The sequence below is a fragment of the Citrobacter freundii complex sp. CFNIH2 genome, assembly GCF_002880615.1.
Classification (GTDB): domain Bacteria; phylum Pseudomonadota; class Gammaproteobacteria; order Enterobacterales; family Enterobacteriaceae; genus Citrobacter_A; species Citrobacter_A amalonaticus_F.
Map to the genome: position 1 here is coordinate 3,948,615 of NZ_CP025757.1, position 20,990 is coordinate 3,969,604.

20 protein-coding genes are annotated in these 20,990 nt (G+C 52.9%); 12 read left to right on the forward strand and 8 right to left on the reverse strand.

Features of this window, described 5'->3' with window-relative positions; all coding sequences use genetic code 11:
* Positions 1-63 precede the first annotated feature (63 nt).
* Positions 64-783 (forward strand): FadR/GntR family transcriptional regulator, encoded by a 720-nt coding sequence (locus WM46_RS19405; RefSeq protein WP_061075799.1) that lies wholly within the window; start codon positions 64-66, stop codon positions 781-783.
* Complete coding sequence (gene mdtD, locus WM46_RS19410; protein WP_102603069.1) at positions 780-2,207, forward strand: multidrug transporter subunit MdtD; 1,428 nt, start codon at positions 780-782, stop codon at positions 2,205-2,207. The genes WM46_RS19405 and mdtD overlap by 4 nt, the downstream gene beginning before the upstream one ends.
* On the opposite strand, the gene rbsR is transcribed toward mdtD, so the two are convergent.
* The 7 genes from rbsR to kup all read right to left on the reverse strand — a co-directional run bounded on the left by rbsR (position 2,173) and on the right by kup (position 10,095).
* Entirely contained in the window at positions 2,173-3,171 is a 999-nt protein-coding gene (gene rbsR / locus WM46_RS19415; protein ID WP_081093651.1) for a ribose operon transcriptional repressor RbsR, read from the reverse strand. The two genes, mdtD and rbsR, sit on opposite strands and share 35 nt — an antisense overlap.
* Positions 3,172-3,174: 3 nt before the next feature.
* Complete coding sequence (gene rbsK, locus WM46_RS19420) at positions 3,175-4,104, reverse strand: ribokinase (protein WP_102603859.1); 930 nt, start codon at positions 4,102-4,104, stop codon at positions 3,175-3,177.
* 107 nt (positions 4,105-4,211) lie between these two features.
* A complete protein-coding gene (gene rbsB, locus WM46_RS19425; protein WP_042998766.1) occupies positions 4,212-5,102 on the reverse strand; it encodes a ribose ABC transporter substrate-binding protein RbsB in 891 nt (296 codons plus the stop codon).
* A 24-nt stretch (positions 5,103-5,126) separates the two neighbouring features.
* A complete protein-coding gene (gene rbsC / locus WM46_RS19430; protein WP_042998765.1) occupies positions 5,127-6,092 on the reverse strand; it encodes a ribose ABC transporter permease in 966 nt (321 codons plus the stop codon).
* Positions 6,093-6,097: 5 nt separating this feature from the next.
* Positions 6,098-7,603, reverse strand: coding sequence for a ribose ABC transporter ATP-binding protein RbsA (rbsA, locus tag WM46_RS19435; RefSeq protein ID WP_061075802.1), 1,506 nt, complete (start codon positions 7,601-7,603; stop codon positions 6,098-6,100).
* A gap of 7 nt (positions 7,604-7,610) precedes the next feature.
* Positions 7,611-8,030 carry a D-ribose pyranase gene (gene rbsD, locus WM46_RS19440; RefSeq protein ID WP_061075803.1) on the reverse strand — a complete coding sequence of 140 codons (420 nt, stop codon included), beginning with the start codon at positions 8,028-8,030 and terminating at the stop codon, positions 7,611-7,613.
* Between the two features lie 196 nt (positions 8,031-8,226).
* A complete protein-coding gene (gene kup, locus WM46_RS19445) occupies positions 8,227-10,095 on the reverse strand; it encodes a low affinity potassium transporter Kup (RefSeq protein ID WP_102603070.1) in 1,869 nt (622 codons plus the stop codon).
* A gap of 220 nt (positions 10,096-10,315) precedes the next feature.
* On the opposite strand from kup, the gene ravA reads away from it, so the two are divergent.
* Together ravA and viaA are read left to right on the forward strand one after the other, a co-directional pair.
* Entirely contained in the window at positions 10,316-11,812 is a 1,497-nt protein-coding gene (ravA, locus tag WM46_RS19450; protein WP_102603071.1) for an ATPase RavA, read from the forward strand.
* Positions 11,806-13,257, forward strand: coding sequence for an ATPase RavA stimulator ViaA (gene viaA / locus WM46_RS19455; RefSeq protein ID WP_102603072.1), 1,452 nt, complete (start codon positions 11,806-11,808; stop codon positions 13,255-13,257). Before ravA ends, viaA begins: the two co-directional genes overlap by 7 nt.
* Before the next feature lie 2 nt (positions 13,258-13,259).
* Here viaA and asnA read toward each other — a convergent pair whose 3' ends face one another.
* Positions 13,260-14,252, reverse strand: a complete 993-nt coding sequence (gene asnA / locus WM46_RS19460; protein ID WP_102603073.1) for an aspartate--ammonia ligase — start codon at positions 14,250-14,252, stop codon at positions 13,260-13,262.
* Between the two features lie 150 nt (positions 14,253-14,402).
* Here asnA and asnC point away from each other — a divergent pair, with 150 nt between their 5' ends.
* From asnC to atpF, 8 genes are all read left to right on the forward strand, one after another.
* A complete protein-coding gene (gene asnC, locus WM46_RS19465; RefSeq protein ID WP_042323573.1) occupies positions 14,403-14,861 on the forward strand; it encodes a transcriptional regulator AsnC in 459 nt (152 codons plus the stop codon).
* An 88-nt stretch (positions 14,862-14,949) separates the two neighbouring features.
* Entirely contained in the window at positions 14,950-15,393 is a 444-nt protein-coding gene (gene mioC, locus WM46_RS19470; RefSeq protein WP_102603074.1) for an FMN-binding protein MioC, read from the forward strand.
* Positions 15,394-15,772: 379 nt separating this feature from the next.
* On the forward strand, positions 15,773-17,662 hold the full coding sequence (gene mnmG, locus WM46_RS19480; protein ID WP_102603075.1) for a tRNA uridine-5-carboxymethylaminomethyl(34) synthesis enzyme MnmG: 1,890 nt from the start codon (positions 15,773-15,775) through the stop codon (positions 17,660-17,662).
* Positions 17,663-17,726: 64 nt separating this feature from the next.
* The gene (rsmG, locus tag WM46_RS19485; RefSeq protein WP_102603076.1) at positions 17,727-18,350 is read left to right on the forward strand and encodes a 16S rRNA (guanine(527)-N(7))-methyltransferase RsmG; all 624 of its coding nucleotides are present in this window, start codon (positions 17,727-17,729) and stop codon (positions 18,348-18,350) included.
* 616 nt (positions 18,351-18,966) lie between these two features.
* Positions 18,967-19,347: a F0F1 ATP synthase subunit I gene (gene atpI / locus WM46_RS19490; RefSeq protein WP_042323565.1), complete on the forward strand. Its 381-nt coding sequence runs from the start codon at positions 18,967-18,969 to the stop codon at positions 19,345-19,347.
* An 8-nt stretch (positions 19,348-19,355) separates the two neighbouring features.
* On the forward strand, positions 19,356-20,171 hold the full coding sequence (atpB, locus tag WM46_RS19495) for a F0F1 ATP synthase subunit A (RefSeq protein WP_061075811.1): 816 nt from the start codon (positions 19,356-19,358) through the stop codon (positions 20,169-20,171).
* Positions 20,172-20,217: 46 nt separating this feature from the next.
* The gene (gene atpE, locus WM46_RS19500) at positions 20,218-20,457 is read left to right on the forward strand and encodes a F0F1 ATP synthase subunit C (protein ID WP_000429386.1); all 240 of its coding nucleotides are present in this window, start codon (positions 20,218-20,220) and stop codon (positions 20,455-20,457) included.
* 59 nt (positions 20,458-20,516) lie between these two features.
* Positions 20,517-20,987 (forward strand): F0F1 ATP synthase subunit B, encoded by a 471-nt coding sequence (gene atpF, locus WM46_RS19505; RefSeq protein ID WP_003827022.1) that lies wholly within the window; start codon positions 20,517-20,519, stop codon positions 20,985-20,987.
* Positions 20,988-20,990 lie beyond the last annotated feature (3 nt).

Sequence of the window (20,990 nt, forward strand, 5' to 3'; positions counted from 1 at the left end):
AACCGCAATCACACTTCCTGGTGGCATACTAATGAGTAAGAAGAAGATAAAGGACAAAGAGTCATGCCTTTAAGCGCACAACAGTTGGCTGCACAGAAAAACCTTTCCTATGTCCTGGCTGAGAAGCTGGCGCAGCAGATCCTCAAAGGTGAATATGCCCCTGGTGCCATTCTCCCTGGCGAAATTGAGCTTGGCGAACAGTTTGGTGTGAGCCGGACCGCCGTTCGGGAAGCGGTTAAAACATTAACGGCCAAAGGGATGGTGCTGCCGCGCCCTCGCATTGGCACCCGCGTGATGCCACAGGCAAACTGGAACTTCCTCGATCAGGAGTTACTCACCTGGTGGATGACTGAAGAGAACTTTCAGCAGGTTATTGAACACTTTCTGGTGATGCGTATCAGCCTGGAGCCTCAGGCGTGCGCGCTGGCGGCAACAATTGGCACCGCGGAACAGAAAGCGCATCTGAATACATTAATGGAAGAGATGGTGGCGCTGAAAAAGAACTTTAAGCGCGAGCGCTGGATTGAAGTAGACATGGCCTGGCATGAACATATTTATGAAATGAGCGCGAACCCGTTCTTAACCTCTTTTGCCTCGTTGTTTCATTCTGTCTACCACACCTATTTTAATTCAATCACCTATAACACCGTCGTGAAGCTGGATTTGCATCAGGCGATTGTCGATGCCATTGCACAAAGCGACGGTGACGGTGCGTTTAAGGCCTGTCAGGCGCTACTGTTCGCCCCAAATGAACGTCCCGAAAATAACCAGGATTGTGCATGACCAACAAAAAAGCGCGCAGTATGGCCGGATTGCCGTGGATAGCGGCAATGGCTTTCTTCATGCAGGCACTGGACGCCACTATTCTAAATACCGCTTTACCCGCCATTGCCCAGAGTCTCAATCGCTCCCCGCTGGCAATGCAGTCCGCAATTATCAGTTATACCCTGACGGTAGCCATGCTAATTCCGGTGAGTGGATGGCTGGCCGATCGCTTTGGTACCCGACGCGTATTCATGATCGCCGTGAGCTTGTTCACGCTCGGCTCACTCGCCTGTGCGCTTTCCAGTACGCTGCCGGAGTTGGTTATCTTTCGCGTGATTCAGGGGATTGGCGGCGCAATGATGATGCCCGTTGCTCGCCTGGCGTTATTAAGAGCTTACCCGCGCAGTGAACTGCTGCCGGTGCTGAATTTTGTGACGATGCCTGGACTGGTCGGCCCCATCCTGGGCCCGGTACTGGGAGGCGTTCTGGTCACCTGGGCCAGTTGGCACTGGATTTTCCTGATCAATATTCCGATAGGAATCGCCGGCATTTTATATGCGCGCAAATATATGCCGAACTTCACCACCCCTCGGCGCAAATTTGATATGACTGGCTTCTTTCTTTTCGGCCTGAGTCTGGTTCTCTTTTCCAGCGGGATGGAGTTATTTGGTGAGAAAATTGTCGCCACCTGGATAGCACTGACCATTATTCTGCTGAGTATTGTGTTGCTGCTGGCTTATATTCGTCATGCGCGACGCCATCCCACCCCGCTCATTTCGTTATCATTGTTTAAGACCCGCACTTTCTCTGTCGGCATTTCCGGCAACCTTGCTACCCGTCTGGGAACAGGATGTGTGCCGTTCCTGATGCCATTGATGCTACAGGTAGGATTTGGCCTCCCGGCGCTGATTGCCGGTTGCATGATGGCGCCCACCGCGCTGGGTTCAATACTGGCAAAGTCGATGGTGACGCAGGTACTGCGCCGTCTGGGTTATCGAACCACACTGGTGGGCATTACGGTCTTTATCGGACTGATGATTGCGCAGTTTTCTCTGCAATCCCCCGCCATGCCCGTCTGGATGTTGATTCTGCCGTTATTCATTCTCGGGATGGCAATGTCGACGCAATTCACCGCAATGAACACCATTACGCTGGCCGATCTGACCGATGACAACGCCAGCAGCGGCAACAGCGTACTGGCTGTTACACAGCAACTATCCATCAGTTTAGGGGTGGCCATCAGCGCAGCGGTATTGCGCATTTATGAAGGGATGGAAGGAACCAATACCGTTGAACAGTTCCACTACACCTTTATAACGATGGGTGCTATCACGATCGTATCCGCACTGATGTTCATGTTGCTAAGAGCCAAAGATGGCCGCAACCTGATCAAAGAGCGACACAAACCTACACCGAACCCCGCGCCATCAAAACAGGAGTAAGTTGCAAACGCTGCTGCTGTAGGGCGGGTTGCGCCATCCGATGAATCAGAACATCGATGGCCAGCTCACCCAGTTCATCTTTCGGCTGATGAATCGTGGTAAGCGGCGGCGTCATGTAACGCGCCAGTTCTATGTCATCGTAGCCAATCACAGCCATGTCCTGCGGAATTCGCAATCCGGCCTGGTACAACGCCTGATAAGCGCCTACCGCCATCGCATCGTTGCCGGCGAAAACCGCATGTGGACGCGGTTGATGAGAAAGCAGTTTCTGCATGGCTTCAAACCCACCGCCAAATTCAAAATCACCAGTAATTTCGTAACCGTCAGGGATATCCAGCCCGGCACGCTTCATCGCAGCGCGATACCCTTCCAGACGCAATCGCGCCGGGGTTTTATCTAACGGTCCGGTAATGCAGGCAATACGGGTAAAGCCTTTATCAATCAAATGCTGTGTCGCCAGGTCGCCGCCGAGCAACGAATTATCCTGAATAAGATCGCTATCCCCTTCGCCATCAAAAGGCGACCAGTCCATCATAACGGTGGGGATAGAAGGATAGCGCTGCATGATTTCACGCGATGGCTGGTGTGTTTCGGTACAGAGCAACAGTAAACCATCCACCCGCTTTTGCATCAGGGTTTCCAGATTACGGTTCATGCGCTGCTCATCGCCTTCGGTATTGCATAACACCAGGCTATAGCCGCGTTCAAAACAACTGCGCTCAACGCCACGCACCAGTTCAGAATAAAAGGGGTTGGTACTCGCCGTAATCAGCATGCCGATAGTGCGCGTCTGATTCAACTTCAGGCTGCGCGCCAGCGCAGAAGGGGCGTAATTTAACGACTTGATCGCCGCATCGACTTTTTCAGTTATCGCTTCACTGACAAAGCGATCCTTATTAATGACGTGCGAAACGGTCGAAGTGGAAACGCCCGCCAGGCGGGCAACATCCTTCATGGTAGCCAAGCGTTACCTCTGCTGACCTAAAAACGCCTCAATTTCATCACGCCACGGCACGGAAGGCTGTGCTCCTTTACGAGTCACCGCAATCGCCGCAGCGGCATGAGCAAAGCGAATCGCGTCAGATAACGGTTTTTCTTCCAGCAGAGCGGTGATCAGCGCGCCGTTGAAGGTATCGCCCGCAGCGATAGTATCGACAGCGTCAACGTTAAATCCAGGTATCCGACGGCCTTCGCCATTCACACTGGCCCAGACACCCCGGCTTCCTAAAGTAATCAATACGGTACGAATGCCTTTCGCATGCAGCGCCTGGGATGCTTTCGCCGCGTCTTCATCGGTTTCAACACGGATCCCCGTCAGCTTTTCCGCTTCGGTTTCGTTGGGGGTGATAATATCCACCAGCGCCAGCAGTTCGTCGGATAACTCACGCGCCGGAGCCGGGTTTAGCGCCACAATCGTGTTGTTTTGCTTTGCGATTTTCGCGGCCGTCAGCACGCTTTCTATCGGCGACTCCAGTTGCATCAACAATGCGGATGCCTGAGCAATACGCTCGCGCTGCGCCTCAACTAATGCAGGGGAAAGCGCCGCATTCGCGCCTGCATGGATACCAATAACGTTTTCACCGTCGCCGTTCACAAATATCAGCGCCACGCCGGTGGCCTCACCGCTAATGACACTGATCGGATCGACGTCAATGTTGTCACTGACAAGCTGTTTACGGATGTTACTTCCGATGTCGTCATCGCCCGTACAGGCAATGAACGCAATATTCGCCCCACTGCGACCCGCAGCCACCGCCTGATTCGCCCCTTTGCCGCCAAAAGCCACCTGATAGTGGTTTCCGGTAACGGTTTCACCCGGCGTTGGGAATGTTTTAAGGTTCAGGATATGGTCGGCATTAATACTGCCAAGAACGACAAGAGTGCCTGCGGTTTTCATGTTCGGGGTGTCCATCTGAGATCGCCACCGGTATTACCCGGTGGCGTATGCCACACTTTTCTTTATATTTAGTCCCTCAGGCGACGCGCGGTCGCCTGAATCGCCAGTTACTGCTTAATGACCAGCTTCAGGTCAACAGGGTACTTGGCCTGAACTTTCTCGCCTTTCAGTACCTTATCTGCCGTCTCAACGCCTTTCGCGCCGATCTGGTCCGGTAACTGTGCGATAGTCGCAGCCAGTTTGCCATCATTTACCGCTTTTTCGCCATCAGGCGTACCGTCAAATCCGACCACCATCACATCAGATTTACCTGCGGTTTGCAGCGCACGCAGCGCACCCAGCGCCATTTCATCGTTCTGTGCAAAGACAGCCTGCACGTCCGGATGCGCAGTCAGCAGGTTCTGCATGACGTTCAGACCTTTGGTGCGGTCGAAGTCTGCCGGCTGACTGGCCAGAACGTTAAATTTGTGTGCAGCAACAGCCTGCTGGAAACCTTCGCCACGCTCACGCGCCGCAGAAGTCCCGGCAATACCTTGCAGTTCAATGACTTTTGCGCCTTCACCGGCTTTTTTGGCGATGTAATCACCGGCGATTTTCCCGCCCAGCACGTTATCAGATGCGATATGGCTGACGACATCACCTTTAGTTGCCTGGCGGTCAAGGGTAATAACCGGGATATTCGCCTGGTTCGCCATCTTCACCGCGTTACCTACCGCGTCGGAATCCGTCGGGTTGATCAGCAGAATTTTAGTACCACGTACGGTTAAATCCTGAACGTTCGCCAGCTCTTTCGCCGGGTTGTTCTGGGAGTCCAGTACCACCAGGTTGTAACCCAGCTTGTCAGCCTCTTTCTGCGCCCCATCTTTCAGCGAGACAAAGAACGGGTTGTTAAGCGTGGAGACCACCAGCGCAATGGTATCTTTCGCCATTGCGTTCGCGCTCACGGTGGCGCTTAGCGCAACAGCAGAAACCAGGGTAGCCAGTTTTTTCATGTTCATATTTAAGATGTCCTGTAGTCGTTGTTACTGCTTTTTGTTGTCTACCAGTACCGCCAGCAAAATCACCACCGCTTTGACGATCATCTGGTAATAGGAGGAAACACCTAACAAATTCAAACCATTATTGAGGAAACCCAGAATTAATGCGCCGATCAAGGTCCCAACAATACGTCCTTTGCCGCCCGCCAGACTGGTCCCGCCCAGCACAACGGCCGCGATGGCATCCAGCTCGTAGCCCGTACCGGCAGTCGGCTGGGCAGAGGAGAGGCGCGCCACTTCAATGATGCCCGCCAGCGACGCCAGCAGCCCACACAGTGAATAGACGATAATCTTGATTTTACTGACGCTAATGCCAGACAGACGCGTTGCCGCTTCGTTACCGCCCAGCGCATAGATATAGCGACCCAGACGAGTGTGGTGCAACATGTACCATGCCGCCAGGAAAACAATCCCCATGATCCAGACCGGCGTCGGAACCCCCAGCGGACGACCGATACCGAACCAGCCAAACAGATCGGCGTTATCGGTAAAGCCCGTATTAACCGGACTCCCGTTGGTGTACACCATCGTCACGCCGCGCAGCAGTAACATCATGACCAGCGTGGCGATAAACGCCTGCACGCGGCCTTTTGCCACAATTACGCCTGTCACTGCACCTACCGCTGCACCTAATGCGAGGGCAGCGGCAACGGCCACCAGCGCGTTAACTTCAATCCCTACAATTGAAGCCGCCACCGCGCCGGTGAGCGCCAGCAAGGAACCGACGGACAAATCGATACCTGATGTCAGGATCACCAGCGTCATCCCCACCGCCATAATGGCGTTCACGGATGTCTGTTGAAGAATGTTGAACAGGTTATTGACGGTAAAAAAGTTAGGGCTCAACGTCGAGACAATCGCGATCAGCACCAGCAGGGCGATGAGCGACTTCTGCTCCATCAACCACGCTTTGGTGAAATAACGGCGACCAGAAACAGCCTGGGTAGTCATCTTTTTTACTCCTGATTCACGCGATTAAGCTTGCCCACAGCGGCAGCCATCAGAACTTCCTGGGTGGCCTGCTCGCGAGTGAATTCACCGCCGAGATGCCCTTCATGCATGACGATAATGCGATCGCTCATGCCTAATACTTCTGGCATCTCAGAGGAGACCAGAATGATGCTCAGGCCGTCGGCCTTAAACTGGTTGATTAACTGATAAATTTCTTTCTTGGCCCCCACGTCCACGCCGCGGGTAGGTTCATCGAGGATCAGCACCTTCGGACGGGTCATCAGCCCACGGGCAATCGCCACTTTCTGCTGGTTGCCACCGGACAGCAAACCGATAGCCTGTTCCATCGACGGCGTTTTCACGTTGAACAAGCGGATAAAATCGCTTACCGCCTGCTGCTCATCCTTATGCTTCAGACTGCCGCCGCTGCGGCTGAAATAGCGCAGCGCGGTCAGCGACATATTCTCTTTCACCGACATACCGAGCACTAAACCGTCGCGCTTACGGTCTTCAGAAATATAGACGATGCCGTTCGCCAGTCCGTCCTGCGGAGAACGGGTGATCACTTCATGCCCGTCTAGCGTGACATAACCACTGGTGCGTGGCAGCGCGCCATACAGAACCTTCATCAGTTCGGTACGTCCAGCGCCCATCAGGCCCGAGATCCCTAATATTTCACCTTTACGCAGAGTAAAAGAGACATCGTTCACGCCAGGTCCGCACAGGTTATCGACCTTCAGACGGATGTCGCCAGGCGCTTTATCCAGGCGTGGATACTGTTCTTCGAGCTTGCGTCCCACCATCATCTCAATCAGGGAGTCTTCGGTCAGCGAGGCCACTTCACGTTCGGCAATAAACTGCCCGTCGCGGAAAACGGTCACGTCATCACAAATCTCGAAGATCTCTTTCATTCGGTGAGAAATATAGACAATGCCGCGCCCCTGCGACTTCAGTTCACGGATCACGCGGAACAGGGATTCGGTTTCGGTATCGGTGAGCGCATCCGTCGGCTCATCCATAATGATGACTTTCGACTCAAAGCTCAGCACTTTGGCGATTTCAACCATCTGCTGGTCGCCGATCGACAACTCACCGACCAGGCGGTCGCTCTTAAAGCGCAGGTTGAGTTTATTTAACAGGATGTCCGCTTCGGCATACATTTTCTTCCAGTCGATTTTGCCAAAACGGTTAACGAATTCGCGGCCGAGGAAAATATTTTCCGCAATAGTCAGTTGCGGGATCAGGTTAAGTTCCTGATGGATGATGCCGATACCGGCTTCCTGGGACGATTTAGGGCCACTAAAGGTGGTTTCTTTACCCAGCCACAACAGCGAACCGGCATCGCGGGTATAGATACCGGTCAGCACTTTCATCATGGTGGATTTGCCGGCACCGTTTTCCCCCACCAGCGCCATCACGCGGCCGGGATAAACATTGAGTGCGGCGCCGGATAGCGCTTTTACGCCCGGGAACGCTTTATCGATCCCTTTGAGTTGCAGTAATGCGTCCATGACGGCCTCAGAAAGTGACGCCAGCACAGAGAATGATATTCGCATACGGGGAACACTCCCCGCTGCGAATTACCGCCTGACTGTCTGCGGTTTGTTTTTTAAATTGTTCATGCGTGGTGTAACGAATTTCTATGGTATTTCCCTGGTGTTGTTGCAGTTGCTCGATGTGGCTGAGCAACGTTTCGTGGAGCTGCGGATTATGTTGTTTAATTTCCGTCGCGAGAATGGCCGATTCAACCTGCATTTCACGAGTCACCACATCCAGTACCTGCATAAAAGAAGGTACGCCCTGGGTTAATGCCATATCGATACGCGTAGTACTGTTCGGGATGGGTAAACCTGCATCACACACCACCAGCGTATCGGTATGCCCCAGACGGGAGATCACCGATGAAATCTCTGAATTGAGTACAGTGCCTTTCTTCATTTTCTTACTCCACTAGCGAAACGTTTCGCTGGTATTCAGTGTAGTCTGAGAAGTGAGCAAATAACCATCATAACGTAACAGATTTGTGATCACCGTCGAAACGTTTCGCTAAGTGAAATGGAGACAGAGACAAAGCAGGGCTGGAGGGGAAGGAAAATGCCGGGCAAGCGTTGCGCCGCCCGGCTGAATTAACACGTTAAATCTCGACCTGTGTCCCCAGTTCAATCACACGGTTAGGCGGGATCTCAAACTGGTCAGGCGCGCGCAGCGCGTTACGCTGGAGAAGAAGATACAGCTTGCCGCGCAGACGCAAATACCAGGGGCGTTTGCCGACGATTAACGACTCGTGCGACATAAAGAACGACGTTTCCATCATCCGACAGCTCAAGCCTTCCAGACCGCAACGATGGAAAACTTCTTCAACATTCGGCGTTTCACGCCAGCCGTAGCTGGCGACGACGCGCCAGAAGGTTGGCGACAGCTGTTCAATCTGCACACGACGGACGTTATGCACGTACGGCGCATCTTCAGTCCGCAGCGTCAGCAGGATCACCCTCTCATGCAATACCTTGTTGTGCTTTAGGTTATGCATCAGAGCAAAGGGGATCACATTCAGCGCGCGAGACATATAAACCGCAGTACCCGGCACGCGTACCGGCGGGGATTTCTCCAGCGAGGCGATCATCGCTTCCAGAGAATTACCGTGCTCATGCATACGACGCAGCAGGCGGAAACGTTCGCTCTTCCAGGTGGTCATGATGGTAAACATCACCAGACCCAGCGATAACGGCAACCAACCACCGGACAGCAGTTTGTCGAGGTTTGCCGAGAACAGCGGAATATCAACACACAGGAACGCGACGAGAATCAGCGCCACGAAGTACTTATTCCAGTGCCAGTTTTTACGTGCCACGGTAGTTGAGAGAATAGAGGTCAGCACCATCGTACCGGTCACGGCAATCCCGTATGCCGCCGCCAGGTTACTCGAGTGTTCGAAGCTGACAATCACAATCACCACCGCGATATAGAGCATCCAGTTGACGAACGGAATGTAGATCTGCCCGGACTCCATTTCTGACGTATGAATGATACGCATCGGCGACAGATATCCCAGGCGAACCGCCTGACGCGTCAGCGAGAAGACGCCTGAAATCACCGCCTGAGAGGCGATCACCGTCGCCAGCGCCGCGATGATCAGCAGCGGAATCAAAGCCCAGTCCGGCGCCAACAGGAAGAACGGGTTTTTAATCGCTTCCGGATGTTTTAACAGCAGCGCGCCCTGTCCAAAGTAGTTGAGCACCAGCGATGGCAGTACCACGGTGAACCACGCCAGGCGGATGGGGAACTTACCAAAGTGCCCCATATCGGCATACAACGCTTCGACGCCGGTGATCGACAACACCACCGCGCCAAGCGCAATAAAGGAGACGGTTTTATATTCCAGAAAGAAATGTACCGCCCACATCGGGTTCAACGCCTGCAGCACTTCGGGGTTGGCAATAATACTGCGCAGGCCAAGCACGGCCAGAATCAAAAACCAGGCCAGCATGATAGGCGCAAATAACTTCCCCACCATCCCGGTTCCGTGCTTTTGAATCATAAACAGCAGCGTCAGGACGATTATCGACAGCGGGACAATCCAGGTATCCAGTTGCGGCGCGACGATCTCCAGCCCTTCAATGGCCGACATCACCGAGATGGCCGGGGTGATCACCACCTCGCCATAAAAGAAGCTGCCGCCGATTAAGCCCATGATGACCAGCATAGAGGTCGTTCGAGCGGAGGTATTACGACCCGCCAACGACATCAGCGTCAGGATCCCCCCTTCGCCAGCGTTATCAGCACGCATGACGAAGGTCAGATACTTAATGGAAACAACAAAGATAAGTAGCCAGAAAATCAGCGACAAAAAACCAAAAACGGCATCGCGTTCAACGCCAAAACCAAACTGACCGGACAAACATTCACGAAGTGTATAAAGTGGGCTGGTACCAATATCACCGTAGACAACCCCAATGGCTGCGAGGGTTATCGCAGACAATGATTGCTTATTATCAGTGCTCATAGACTAGTCTTTCATATATAAAGAAATGTGTGCGTAGTCCCTTGGCCCACAAAAAGCGCACAGTATGCACGATTCAAAGCAAAATCGTACCCCTAAATGAGCCCAGATTAACCTGGCTCAAAGAAAAATAAACAGCCTCTCAGACAAGTTCAGCCTCTGGAGCGAAACGTCTATACTCGCTGTTAACGCAGTACATTTTATGAAAGGACGCCACTCTATTATGGCTCACCCACATTTATTAGCGGAAAGAATTTCCCGCCTGAGCAGCGCGCTGGAAAAAGGTCTCTATGAGCGCAGTCACGCCATTCGGCTTTGCCTGCTGGCCGCCCTGAGCGGCGAAAGCGTTTTCTTGCTTGGTCCTCCGGGGATCGCCAAAAGCCTGATCGCCCGTCGGCTGAAATTTGCCTTCCAGAATGCGCGCGCGTTTGAATATCTGATGACGCGTTTCTCCACGCCGGAAGAGGTTTTTGGCCCGCTCTCTATCCAGGCGCTTAAAGATGAAGGTCGTTACGAACGCTTAACCGCCGGTTATCTTCCCGAAGCGGAAATCGTCTTTCTCGATGAGATCTGGAAAGCGGGTCCGGCAATCCTCAATACGCTGCTGACTGCGATTAACGAACGTCATTTCCGTAACGGCGCGCACGAAGAAAAAATCCCCATGCGCCTGCTGGTGGCCGCCTCCAACGAACTGCCGGAAGCAGACAGCAGTCTGGAAGCGCTGTACGACCGTATGCTGATCCGTCTGTGGCTGGACAAAGTGCAGGACAAAGCTAACTTTCGCTCCCTGCTGATCAGCCAACAGGACGAAAGCGAAAACCCGGTCCCCGCCTCACTGCAGGTGAGCGATGAAGAGTATTACCGGTGGCAGAAGGAGATTGGCGCGATTACGCTGCCCGATCATGTTTTTGAGCTGATTTTTACGCTGCGCCAGCAGCTGGATAATCTGCCGAATGCGCCTTACGTCTCAGACCGTCGCTGGAAAAAAGCGATTCGTCTGTTACAGGCCAGCGCCTTCTTTAGCGGGCGTGACGCTGTTGCCCCTATCGATCTCATTCTGCTGAAGGATTGCCTGTGGTATGACGCCCAGAGCCTGAACCTGATGCAGCAACAGCTCGAAATATTGATGACCGGACACGCCTGGCAACAGCAAACGATGCTGACGCGCCTCGGCGGCATCGTTCAGCAACGCATTCAGTTGCAGCAACAACAAAGCGATAAAACCGCTTTTACCGTGCTGCGTCAGGGAGGCATGTTCAGTCGTCGTCCGCATTACGATTTGCCCGCCGAGGTCACCGCGACAACGCTAACGCTACTCCTGCAAAAACCATTGAAATTGCATGATATGGAAGTGATCCACATCGCTTTTGATCGCAGCGCGCTGGAGCAATGGTTGGCGAAAGGGGGCGAAATCCGCGGCAAACTTAACGGGATCGGTTTTGCCCAGACGCTGAATATGGAAGTCGATAGCGCCCAGCATCTGGTAGTGCGTGATGTCAGTCTACAAGGCACGCGACTGGCGCTTCCAGGTGCGTCTGAAGAAGCGATGCCCGGCGAAATCAAGCAACAACTGGAAGCGCTGGAAAATGACTGGCGCCAGCAGCATACCCGCTTTAGCGAACAACAAAAGTGCCTGTTTATTCATAGCGACTGGTTAGGTCGTATCGAGGCCAGCCTTCAGGATGTCGGTGAGCAGATCCGTCAGGCGCAACAATGCTGACACTGGATACACTCAATGTCATGTTAGCCGTCAGTGAAGAGGGGATGATCGAAGAGATGATCCTCGCGCTGCTGGCCTCACCACAGCTGGCGGTTTTTTTTGAAAAATTTCCCCGTCTGAAAGCCGCAATCACGGACGATCTGCCGCGCTGGCGCGAAGCGCTTCGTAGTCGACTGAAAGATGCACGCGTACCGCCTGAGCTGACGGAAGAGGTCATGTGCTATCAGCATAGCCAGCTCCTCTCCACCCCGCAGTTCATCGTCCAGCTACCGCAAATATTAACGCTGTTACACCGGCTACACTCGCCATATGCCGGACAGGCGCAGCAACTGGTGGACAGCAATGCGGTATTCACCCCCGCCCTGCACACGCTCTTTTTACAACGCTGGCGCTTAAGTCTGGTGGTACAGGCCACCACGCTTAATCAGCAGCTACTTGAAGAGGAGCGTGAGCAGTTACTCAGTGAAGTTCAGGAACGAATGACCCTGAGCGGTCAACTGGATCCGGTTCTGGCAGAAAACGAAACCGCTGCAGGCCGCCTGTGGGATATGAGCGCAGGCCAGCTCAGACGCGGTGATTATCAGTTGATTGTGAAGTATGGCGATTTTCTGAGTGAACAGCCGGAATTGATGCGACTGGCAGAGCAACTGGGGCGTTCCAGAGAAGCCAAATCCGTTCCGCGAAAAGATGCGCCGATGGAGACCTTCCGCACGCTGGTACGCGAGCCTGCAACGGTTCCTGAGCAGGTTGATGGTATTCAGCAAAGTGACGATATTCTGCGTCTGTTGCCGCCGGAACTGGCCACGCTCGGCATAACAGAACTGGAATATGAGTTCTACCGGCGGCTGGTGGAAAAACAACTGCTCACTTATCGTCTGCACGGTGAAGCCTGGCGCGAGAAGGTCACTGAACGGCCGGTGATTCATCAGGATTTCGACGAACAGCCGCGCGGGCCGTTCATTGTGTGCGTTGACACCTCCGGCTCAATGGGCGGATTTAATGAACAGTGTGCGAAGGCCTTCTGCCTTGCCCTGATGCGCATTGCTCTTGCCGATAACCGTCGTTGCTTCATCATGCTGTTTTCCACCGAAGTGGTGCGCTATGAGCTTTCCGGTCCACAAGGCATTGAGCAGGCAATCCGCTTTCTGAGCCAACGCTTTCGCGGTGGTACGGATATCGCCAGCTGTTTTCGCGCCATTATTGAACGCATGCAGGGGCGGGAGTGGTTTGATGCCGATGCGGTGGTGATTTCAGATTTTATCGCCCAGCGGTTGCCTGACGACGTGGTGAGTAAAGTCGGAGAGCTGCAGCGCGTTCATCAACATCGCTTTCATGCCGTAGCGATGTCAGCACATGGCAAACCCGGCATCATGCGCATTTTCGATCATATCTGGCGCTTTGATACCGGGATGCGAAGCCGCCTGCTCAGACGCTGGCGGCGATAAGATTACAGCAGCGAAGCAACGCTTTCACGGACCTGCGCAGGCCATACGCCACACTGAACCTGACCAATGTGCGGCAGTTGCAGCAGCAGCATGGTTAAGCGCGACTGACCAATGCCGCCGCCGATAGTCTGCGGCATTTCACCGCGCAGCAGCGCCTGATGCCATTCCAGACTCAGGCGATCTTCATCACCGGTCAGCGCCAGCTGATGTTTCAGCGCGTCGGCATCGACACGGATCCCCATGGAAGAGAGTTCAAACGCATCTTCGAGCACCGGATTCCAGACCAGAATATCGCCGTTCAGACCGGCATACCCCAGATCGGATGCGGAGCTCCAGTCATCATAGTCCGGCGCACGAACGTCATGGCGGTGACCGTCGCTGAGCTTGCCGCCAATCCCCACCAGGAATACCGCGCCTAACTCTTTTGCGATCGCACGTTCACGACCTTTTGCATCAAGACCCGGATAACGGCTCAGTAATTCCTGGCTGTGCACAAAGTGGATCTGCTCAGGCAGGAACGGTGCCAGACCAAATTCTTTGCTTACCGCCGCTTCGGTCGCTTTAATTCCCGCCCAGATAGCCTCTACCGTGCTTTTCAGAGTGGAGAACTGACGCTCACCGTCGCCCATCACGCGTTCCCAGTCCCACTGATCGACATACACCGAGTGGAGTGGGGAGAGACGATCTTCATCCGGGCGAAGGGCTTTCATGTGCGTGTAAAGCCCTTCGCCGGCGCTGAAGTCGTGTTGTCCCAGTGTTTGACGCTTCCACTTCGCCAGCGAATGAACCACTTCGAACTGGGCATCTGGCAGCGCTTTCACTTTCACCTGCACCGCTTTTTCACAGCCCGACAAGTTATCCTGCGTGCCATCCCCTACACGGCTGAGGATCGGTGCCTGGACTTCAATCAGACCCAGACGCACCTCCAGTTGACGAGAGAAGTGAGATTTCACGAAGCTAATTTGGCGTTGTTTGGCAATGTAAGCGGTTTTCATTTTTTTACTCCTGCGTCCTGTTGCCTATGATTAAGCAACAGAATGGGGTCAACATTCAATAATCAACAAACAAAAAGCCGAATTCGATTTTGATTCGTTAAAATTACCCGCTAAAATAGAGTGAATCATTAATACACATAAGAAAAACCTATGGAAAATTATCAGATCGACAATCTGGACCGCGGCATTCTTGATGCCTTAATGGAAAATGCCCGTACTGCCTATGCCGAACTGGCAAAACAGTTTGGCGTCAGTCCGGGGACCATTCACGTGCGCGTGGAGAAAATGAAACAGGCGGGGATCATCACCGGCGCGCGCATTGACGTCAGCCCGAAGCAACTCGGTTATGACGTCGGCTGCTTTATCGGCATCATTCTCAAAAGCGCCAAAGACTATCCTTCGGCGTTGGCCAGACTGGAAAGCCTGGATGAAGTCACTGAGGCGTACTACACCACCGGCCACTACAGCATCTTTATTAAGGTCATGTGCCGGTCGATTGATGCGCTCCAGCATGTACTTATCAACAAGATCCAAACAATTGATGAAATTCAGTCCACCGAGACGCTGATCGTCCTGCAGAACCCGATCATGCGTACCATCAAGCCGTGATCGCCTTTTTTAATCCCACATTTTTCCACAGGTAGATCCCAGCTCACTCACAGCGTACAATAGCCCTTCTTTAACAGGATGGGCTCGTATGGCTGACATAACTCTTATTAGCGGCAGCACCCTCGGCGGCGCTGAATATGTTGCAGAACACCTGGCTGAAAAGCTGGAAGATGCCGGTTTTTCTACTGAAACCCTGCACGGCCCGCTGTTAGAGGATCTTTCAACCTCCGGGATCTGGCTGGTCATCAGCTCCACGCACGGTGCGGGAGACATTCCGGATAACCTTGTTCCTTTATATGAAGATCTTCAAGCGCAAAAAACGGATCTGTCGCAGGTTCGTTTCGGCGCGATCGGTATCGGCAGTCGCGAATATGACACCTTCTGTGGCGCTATCGAGAAGATCGAAGCCGAACTGAAGCATTCCGGCGCCAGACAGATCGGCGAAACGCTGAAGATCAACATCCTTGAACACGATATTCCGGAAGATCCGGCAGAAGCCTGGCTGGGATCCTGGATTAATTTACTCAAATAAGTGTAAAGATCGTGCGATCGAGTGTGGATAACTCTGTCAGGAACCTTGGATCAACCGGTAGTTATCCAAAGAATAACCGTTGTTCAGTTTTTGAGTTGTGTATAACCCTTCATTCTGATCCCAGCTTATACGGACCAGGATCACCGATCATTCACAGCTAATGATCCTTACCAACGTATTGATCTTAATACCTGGATCCGGCTTATCCACAGCCAATGGCGATCCTAATAAGAGATCACAATAGAACAGATCTCTAAATAAAAAGATCTTCTTTTTAATACCCAGGATCCCGGGGACTTTCTCAAGCCGACAAAGTTGAGTAGAATCCACCGCCCGGGCTTCAATCCATTTTCACACCGCGTTATGCGAGGCAATTACCATGTTTTATCCGGATCCTTTTGACGTCATCATCATTGGCGGGGGTCATGCAGGCACTGAGGCCGCGATGGCCGCAGCGCGTATGGGTCAACAAACCCTGCTTTTGACACACAATATCGACACGCTGGGGCAGATGAGCTGCAACCCGGCGATTGGCGGTATTGGGAAGGGACACCTGGTAAAAGAAGTGGATGCGCTCGGCGGGCTGATGGCACAAGCAATCGACCAGGCAGGTATCCAGTTTAGGATACTAAACGCGAGCAAAGGACCGGCGGTTCGCGCCACCCGTGCTCAGGCGGATCGTGTACTGTATCGTCAGGCGGTGCGTACTGCGCTGGAGAACCAACCCAACCTGATGATCTTCCAGCAGGCGGTTGAAGATCTGATTGTTGAAAACGATCGTGTCGTTGGTGCCGTGACCCAGATGGGGCTGAAATTCCGCGCCAAAGCGGTCGTGTTGACCGTTGGCACCTTCCTTGACGGCAAAATTCATATTGGTCTGGATAACTACAGCGGTGGCCGTGCTGGCGATCCGCCGTCCATTCCGCTCTCTCGCCGTCTGCGCGAACTGCCGCTGCGCGTAAGCCGTCTTAAAACCGGTACCCCGCCGCGTATCGATGCGCGCACGATTAATTTCAGCGTACTGGCGCAGCAGCATGGCGACAACCCAATGCCGGTCTTCTCGTTCATGGGCAATGCTGCCCAGCATCCGCAACAGGTGCCGTGCTATATCACGCACACCAACGAGAAAACCCATGACGTGATCCGCAATAATCTCGATCGTAGCCCAATGTATGCCGGCGTGATCGAAGGGATCGGGCCGCGTTATTGCCCGTCGATCGAAGACAAAGTGATGCGCTTTGCCGATCGTAACCAGCACCAGATCTTCCTGGAGCCGGAAGGACTAACCTCAAACGAAATTTACCCGAATGGGATCTCCACCAGCCTGCCTTTCGACGTGCAGATGCAGATTGTCCGCTCCATGGAAGGGATGGAGAACGCGAAAATCGTTCGTCCGGGCTATGCCATTGAGTATGACTTTTTCGACCCGCGCGACCTGAAACCGACGCTGGAAAGCAAATTTATCCAGGGCCTGTTCTTCGCTGGACAAATTAACGGCACAACCGGCTACGAAGAAGCTGCCGCGCAGGGCCTGCTTGCAGGGCTCAACGCCGCGCGTCTGTCCGCAGACAAAGAGGGGTGGGCACCGGCGCGTTCTCAGGCATATCTCGGCGTACTGGTTGATGACCTGTGCACGCTGGGGACCAAAGAACCGTACCGCATGTTCACCTCGCGTGCCGAATACCGTCTGATGCTGCGCGAAGACAACGCCGATCTGCGTCTGACCGAAATGGGGCGTGAACTGGGTCTGGTGGATGACGTGCGTTGGGCTCGCTTCAACGAGAAGCTGGAGAACATCGAACGCGAACGTCAGCGCCTGAAATCCACCTGGGTGACGCCTGCGGCGGAATCGGCCAACGAAGTGAACGCTCACCTTACTGCGCCGCTGTCTCGTGAAGCCAGTGGCGAAGATCTGCTGCGTCGTCCGGAAATGACCTATGCACAGCTCACGACCCTGACGCCGTTTGCCCCCGCACTGGAAGACGTGCAGGCTGCTGAGCAGGTCGAAATCCAGGTGAAGTATGAAGGCTATATCGCGCGTCAGCAGGATGAGATTGAAAAACAGCTGCGCAATGAAAACACGCTGCTGCCTGCCACGCTGGATTACCGCCAGGTATCCGGCCTGTCGAACGAAGTGATTGCCAAGCTGAACGATCACAAGCCGGTTTCGATCGGTCAGGCGTCGCGTATCTCCGGCGTCACGCCTGCCGCTATCTCCATTCTGCTGGTGTGGCTAAAAAAACAAGGTATGCTGCGCCGCAGCGCTTAATGTGTTGAACGTTGCCCGGTGGCGCATTGCTTACCGGGCAAATTAGTTAAAACAGGTAATCACCGTGCTCAACAAACTCTCACGCCTGCTGGCAGACGCCGGCATTTCGCTTACCGATCACCAGAAAAATCAGTTGATTGCGTATGTTGAAATGCTGCACAAATGGAACAAAGCGTACAACCTGACCTCTGTGCGGGATCCCAACGAGATGCTGGTTCGTCACATTCTCGACAGTATTATCGTTGCGCCGCATTTACAGGGTGAGCGTTTTATTGATGTCGGTACCGGACCAGGGTTGCCGGGCATTCCGTTGTCCATTGTGCTTCCGCAAGCGCATTTCACTCTGCTCGACAGTCTGGGTAAACGCGTGCGTTTCCTGCGTCAGGTCCAGCATGAGCTGAAACTGGATAACATCACGCCAGTGCAAAGTCGTGTAGAGGAATTTCCCGCAGAGCCGCCGTTTGATGGCGTGATCAGCCGGGCGTTCGCTTCACTCAATGACATGATGAGCTGGTGTCACCACCTTCCGGGCGAGAAGGGCTGTTTTTATGCGCTGAAAGGCCAGCTCCCGGAAGACGAGATTGCGTCGCTTCCCCCGGCGTTTTGCGTTGAATTTGTGGTTAAACTGCAGGTTCCAAATCTGGAAGGTGAGCGCCATTTGGTGGTGATTAAGCCAAACAAAATTTAATATTTATCAAAAAAAATAGAGAAAAATCGGTCTTTTTATTGTTAAAACACTGAGACATTTTTGCCGATATAAGTCGTTACACTTAACGCCACGTTTACTGTCTATTATCAACAGAGCAACGTGGCTTTTTTGGCTAAAGACAAAATTAGTCAACACTGAAAATATCAGGCTGCTAAAAATCCAGGCATAGAATCACTCTCGTGTGTTGAATTTTTATTAAAAATGTCAATGGTTGGTTTTTGAGATGTAATCGGTCGTTTTTAAAAGAGTGATTGATTTTAGGCTTAAATATCAGAAAGTTGAAAAGGCATCATTTGCCAAGTAAATAAATACCGTCGGCGCGAATATGCTCAATATGTGATCTGAAGCACGCTTTAACACCAGTGTTTACGCGCTATTTGCAGTTTTGCATGATCGTTCACAGTTTGGCTAAAAGTCATAAATGTGGGCCAGGGAAAAATATTTAAACATTTATTCACCTTTTAGCTACTTATTGTTTGAAATCACGAGGGCGCACCGTATAATTTGACCGCTTTTTGATGCTTGACTCTAAGCCTCAAAGAACGTTTTATACGACACGCGGCATACCTCGAAGGGAGCAGGAGTTAAAAACGTGATGTCTGTGTCGCTCTTGAGTCGAAACGTTGCTCGTAAGCTTCTGTTCATTCAGTTTCTGGCGGTAGTAGCAAGTGGATTGCTGTTCAGCCTCAAAGACCTCTTCTGGGGCACTTCCGCAATATGCGGAGGTATGGCAGTCTTTCTGCCTAACGTGTTGTTTATGATATTTGCCTGGCGTCACCAGGCGCATACACCTGCTAAAGGCCGAGTGGCCTGGACGTTCGCCTTCGGCGAAGCCTTCAAGGTGTTAGCGATGCTGATTTTGCTGGTGGTGGCGCTGGCGGTTTTCAAGGCGGTATTTTTGCCGCTGATCGTTACGTGGGTTTTGGTGCTGGTGGTTCAGATACTGGCGCCGGCTGTAATTAACAACAAAGGGTAAAAGGCATCATGGCTTCAGAAAATATGACGCCGCAGGATTACATAGGACACCATCTGAACAACCTTCAGTTGGACCTGCGTACATTCTCGCTGGTGGATCCGCATAACCCCCCAGCCACCTTCTGGACGCTCAATATTGACTCCATATTTTTCTCGGTGGTGCTGGGTCTGTTGTTCCTGGCTTTGTTCCGCAGCGTGGCCAAGAAGGCGACCAGCGGCGTACCAGGCAAGTTTCAGACCGCGATTGAGCTGATAATCGGCTTTGTGCATGGTAGCGTGAAAGACATGTACCATGGCAAAAGCAAGCTGATTGCACCGCTGGCCCTGACGATCTTCGTTTGGGTATTCCTGATGAACCTGATGGACTTACTGCCAATCGACTTGCTGCCGTACATCGGCGAGCACATCTTCGGTCTGCCTGCACTGCGTGTGGTTCCGTCTGCTGACGTGAACGTTACCCTGTCCATGGCGCTCGGCGTATTTATCCTCATTCTGTTCTACAGCATCAAAATGAAAGGCATCGGTGGCTTCACGAAAGAGTTGACGCTGCAGCCGTTCAATCACTGGGCGTTCATCCCTGTCAACTTAATCCTTGAAGGGGTAAGTCTGCTGTCTAAACCGGTTTCTCTCGGTCTGCGACTGTTCGGCAACATGTATGCCGGTGAGCTGATTTTCATTCTGATTGCTGGCCTGTTGCCGTGGTGGTCACAGTGGATCCTGAATGTGCCGTGGGCCATTTTCCACATCCTGATTATTACGCTGCAAGCCTTCATCTTCATGGTTCTGACGATCGTCTATCTGTCGATGGCGTCTGAAGAGCATTAATTTACCAACACTACTACGTTTTAACTGAAACAAACTGGAGACTGTCATGGAAAACCTGAATATGGATCTGCTGTACATGGCTGCCGCTGTGATGATGGGTCTGGCGGCAATCGGTGCTGCGATCGGTATCGGCATCCTCGGGGGTAAATTCCTGGAAGGCGCAGCGCGTCAACCTGATCTGATTCCTCTGCTGCGTACTCAGTTCTTTATCGTTATGGGTCTGGTGGATGCTATCCCGATGATCGCTGTAGGTCTGGGTCTGTACGTGATGTTCGCTGTCGCGTAGTAAGCGTTGCTTGAATTAAGAGCAATATCAGAACGTTAACTAGATAGAGGCATTGTGCTGTGAATCTTAACGCAACAATCCTCGGCCAGGCCATCGCGTTTGTCCTGTTTGTTCTGTTCTGCATGAAGTATGTATGGCCGCCGTTAATGGCAGCCATCGAGAAGCGTCAAAAAGAAATTGCTGACGGTCTTGCTTCTGCTGAACGCGCACACAAGGATCTTGACCTTGCAAAGGCCAGCGCGACCGACCAGCTGAAAAAAGCGAAGGCGGAAGCTCAGGTAATCATCGAGCAGGCGAACAAACGTCGCGCTCAGATCCTGGACGAAGCCAAAACGGAAGCAGAACAGGAACGTACTAAAATCGTGGCCCAGGCGCAGGCGGAAATTGATGCCGAGCGTAAACGTGCCCGTGAAGAGCTGCGTAAGCAAGTTGCTATCCTGGCTGTTGCTGGCGCCGAGAAGATCATCGAACGTTCCGTGGATGAAGCTGCTAACAGCGACATCGTGGACAAACTTGTCGCTGAACTGTAAGGA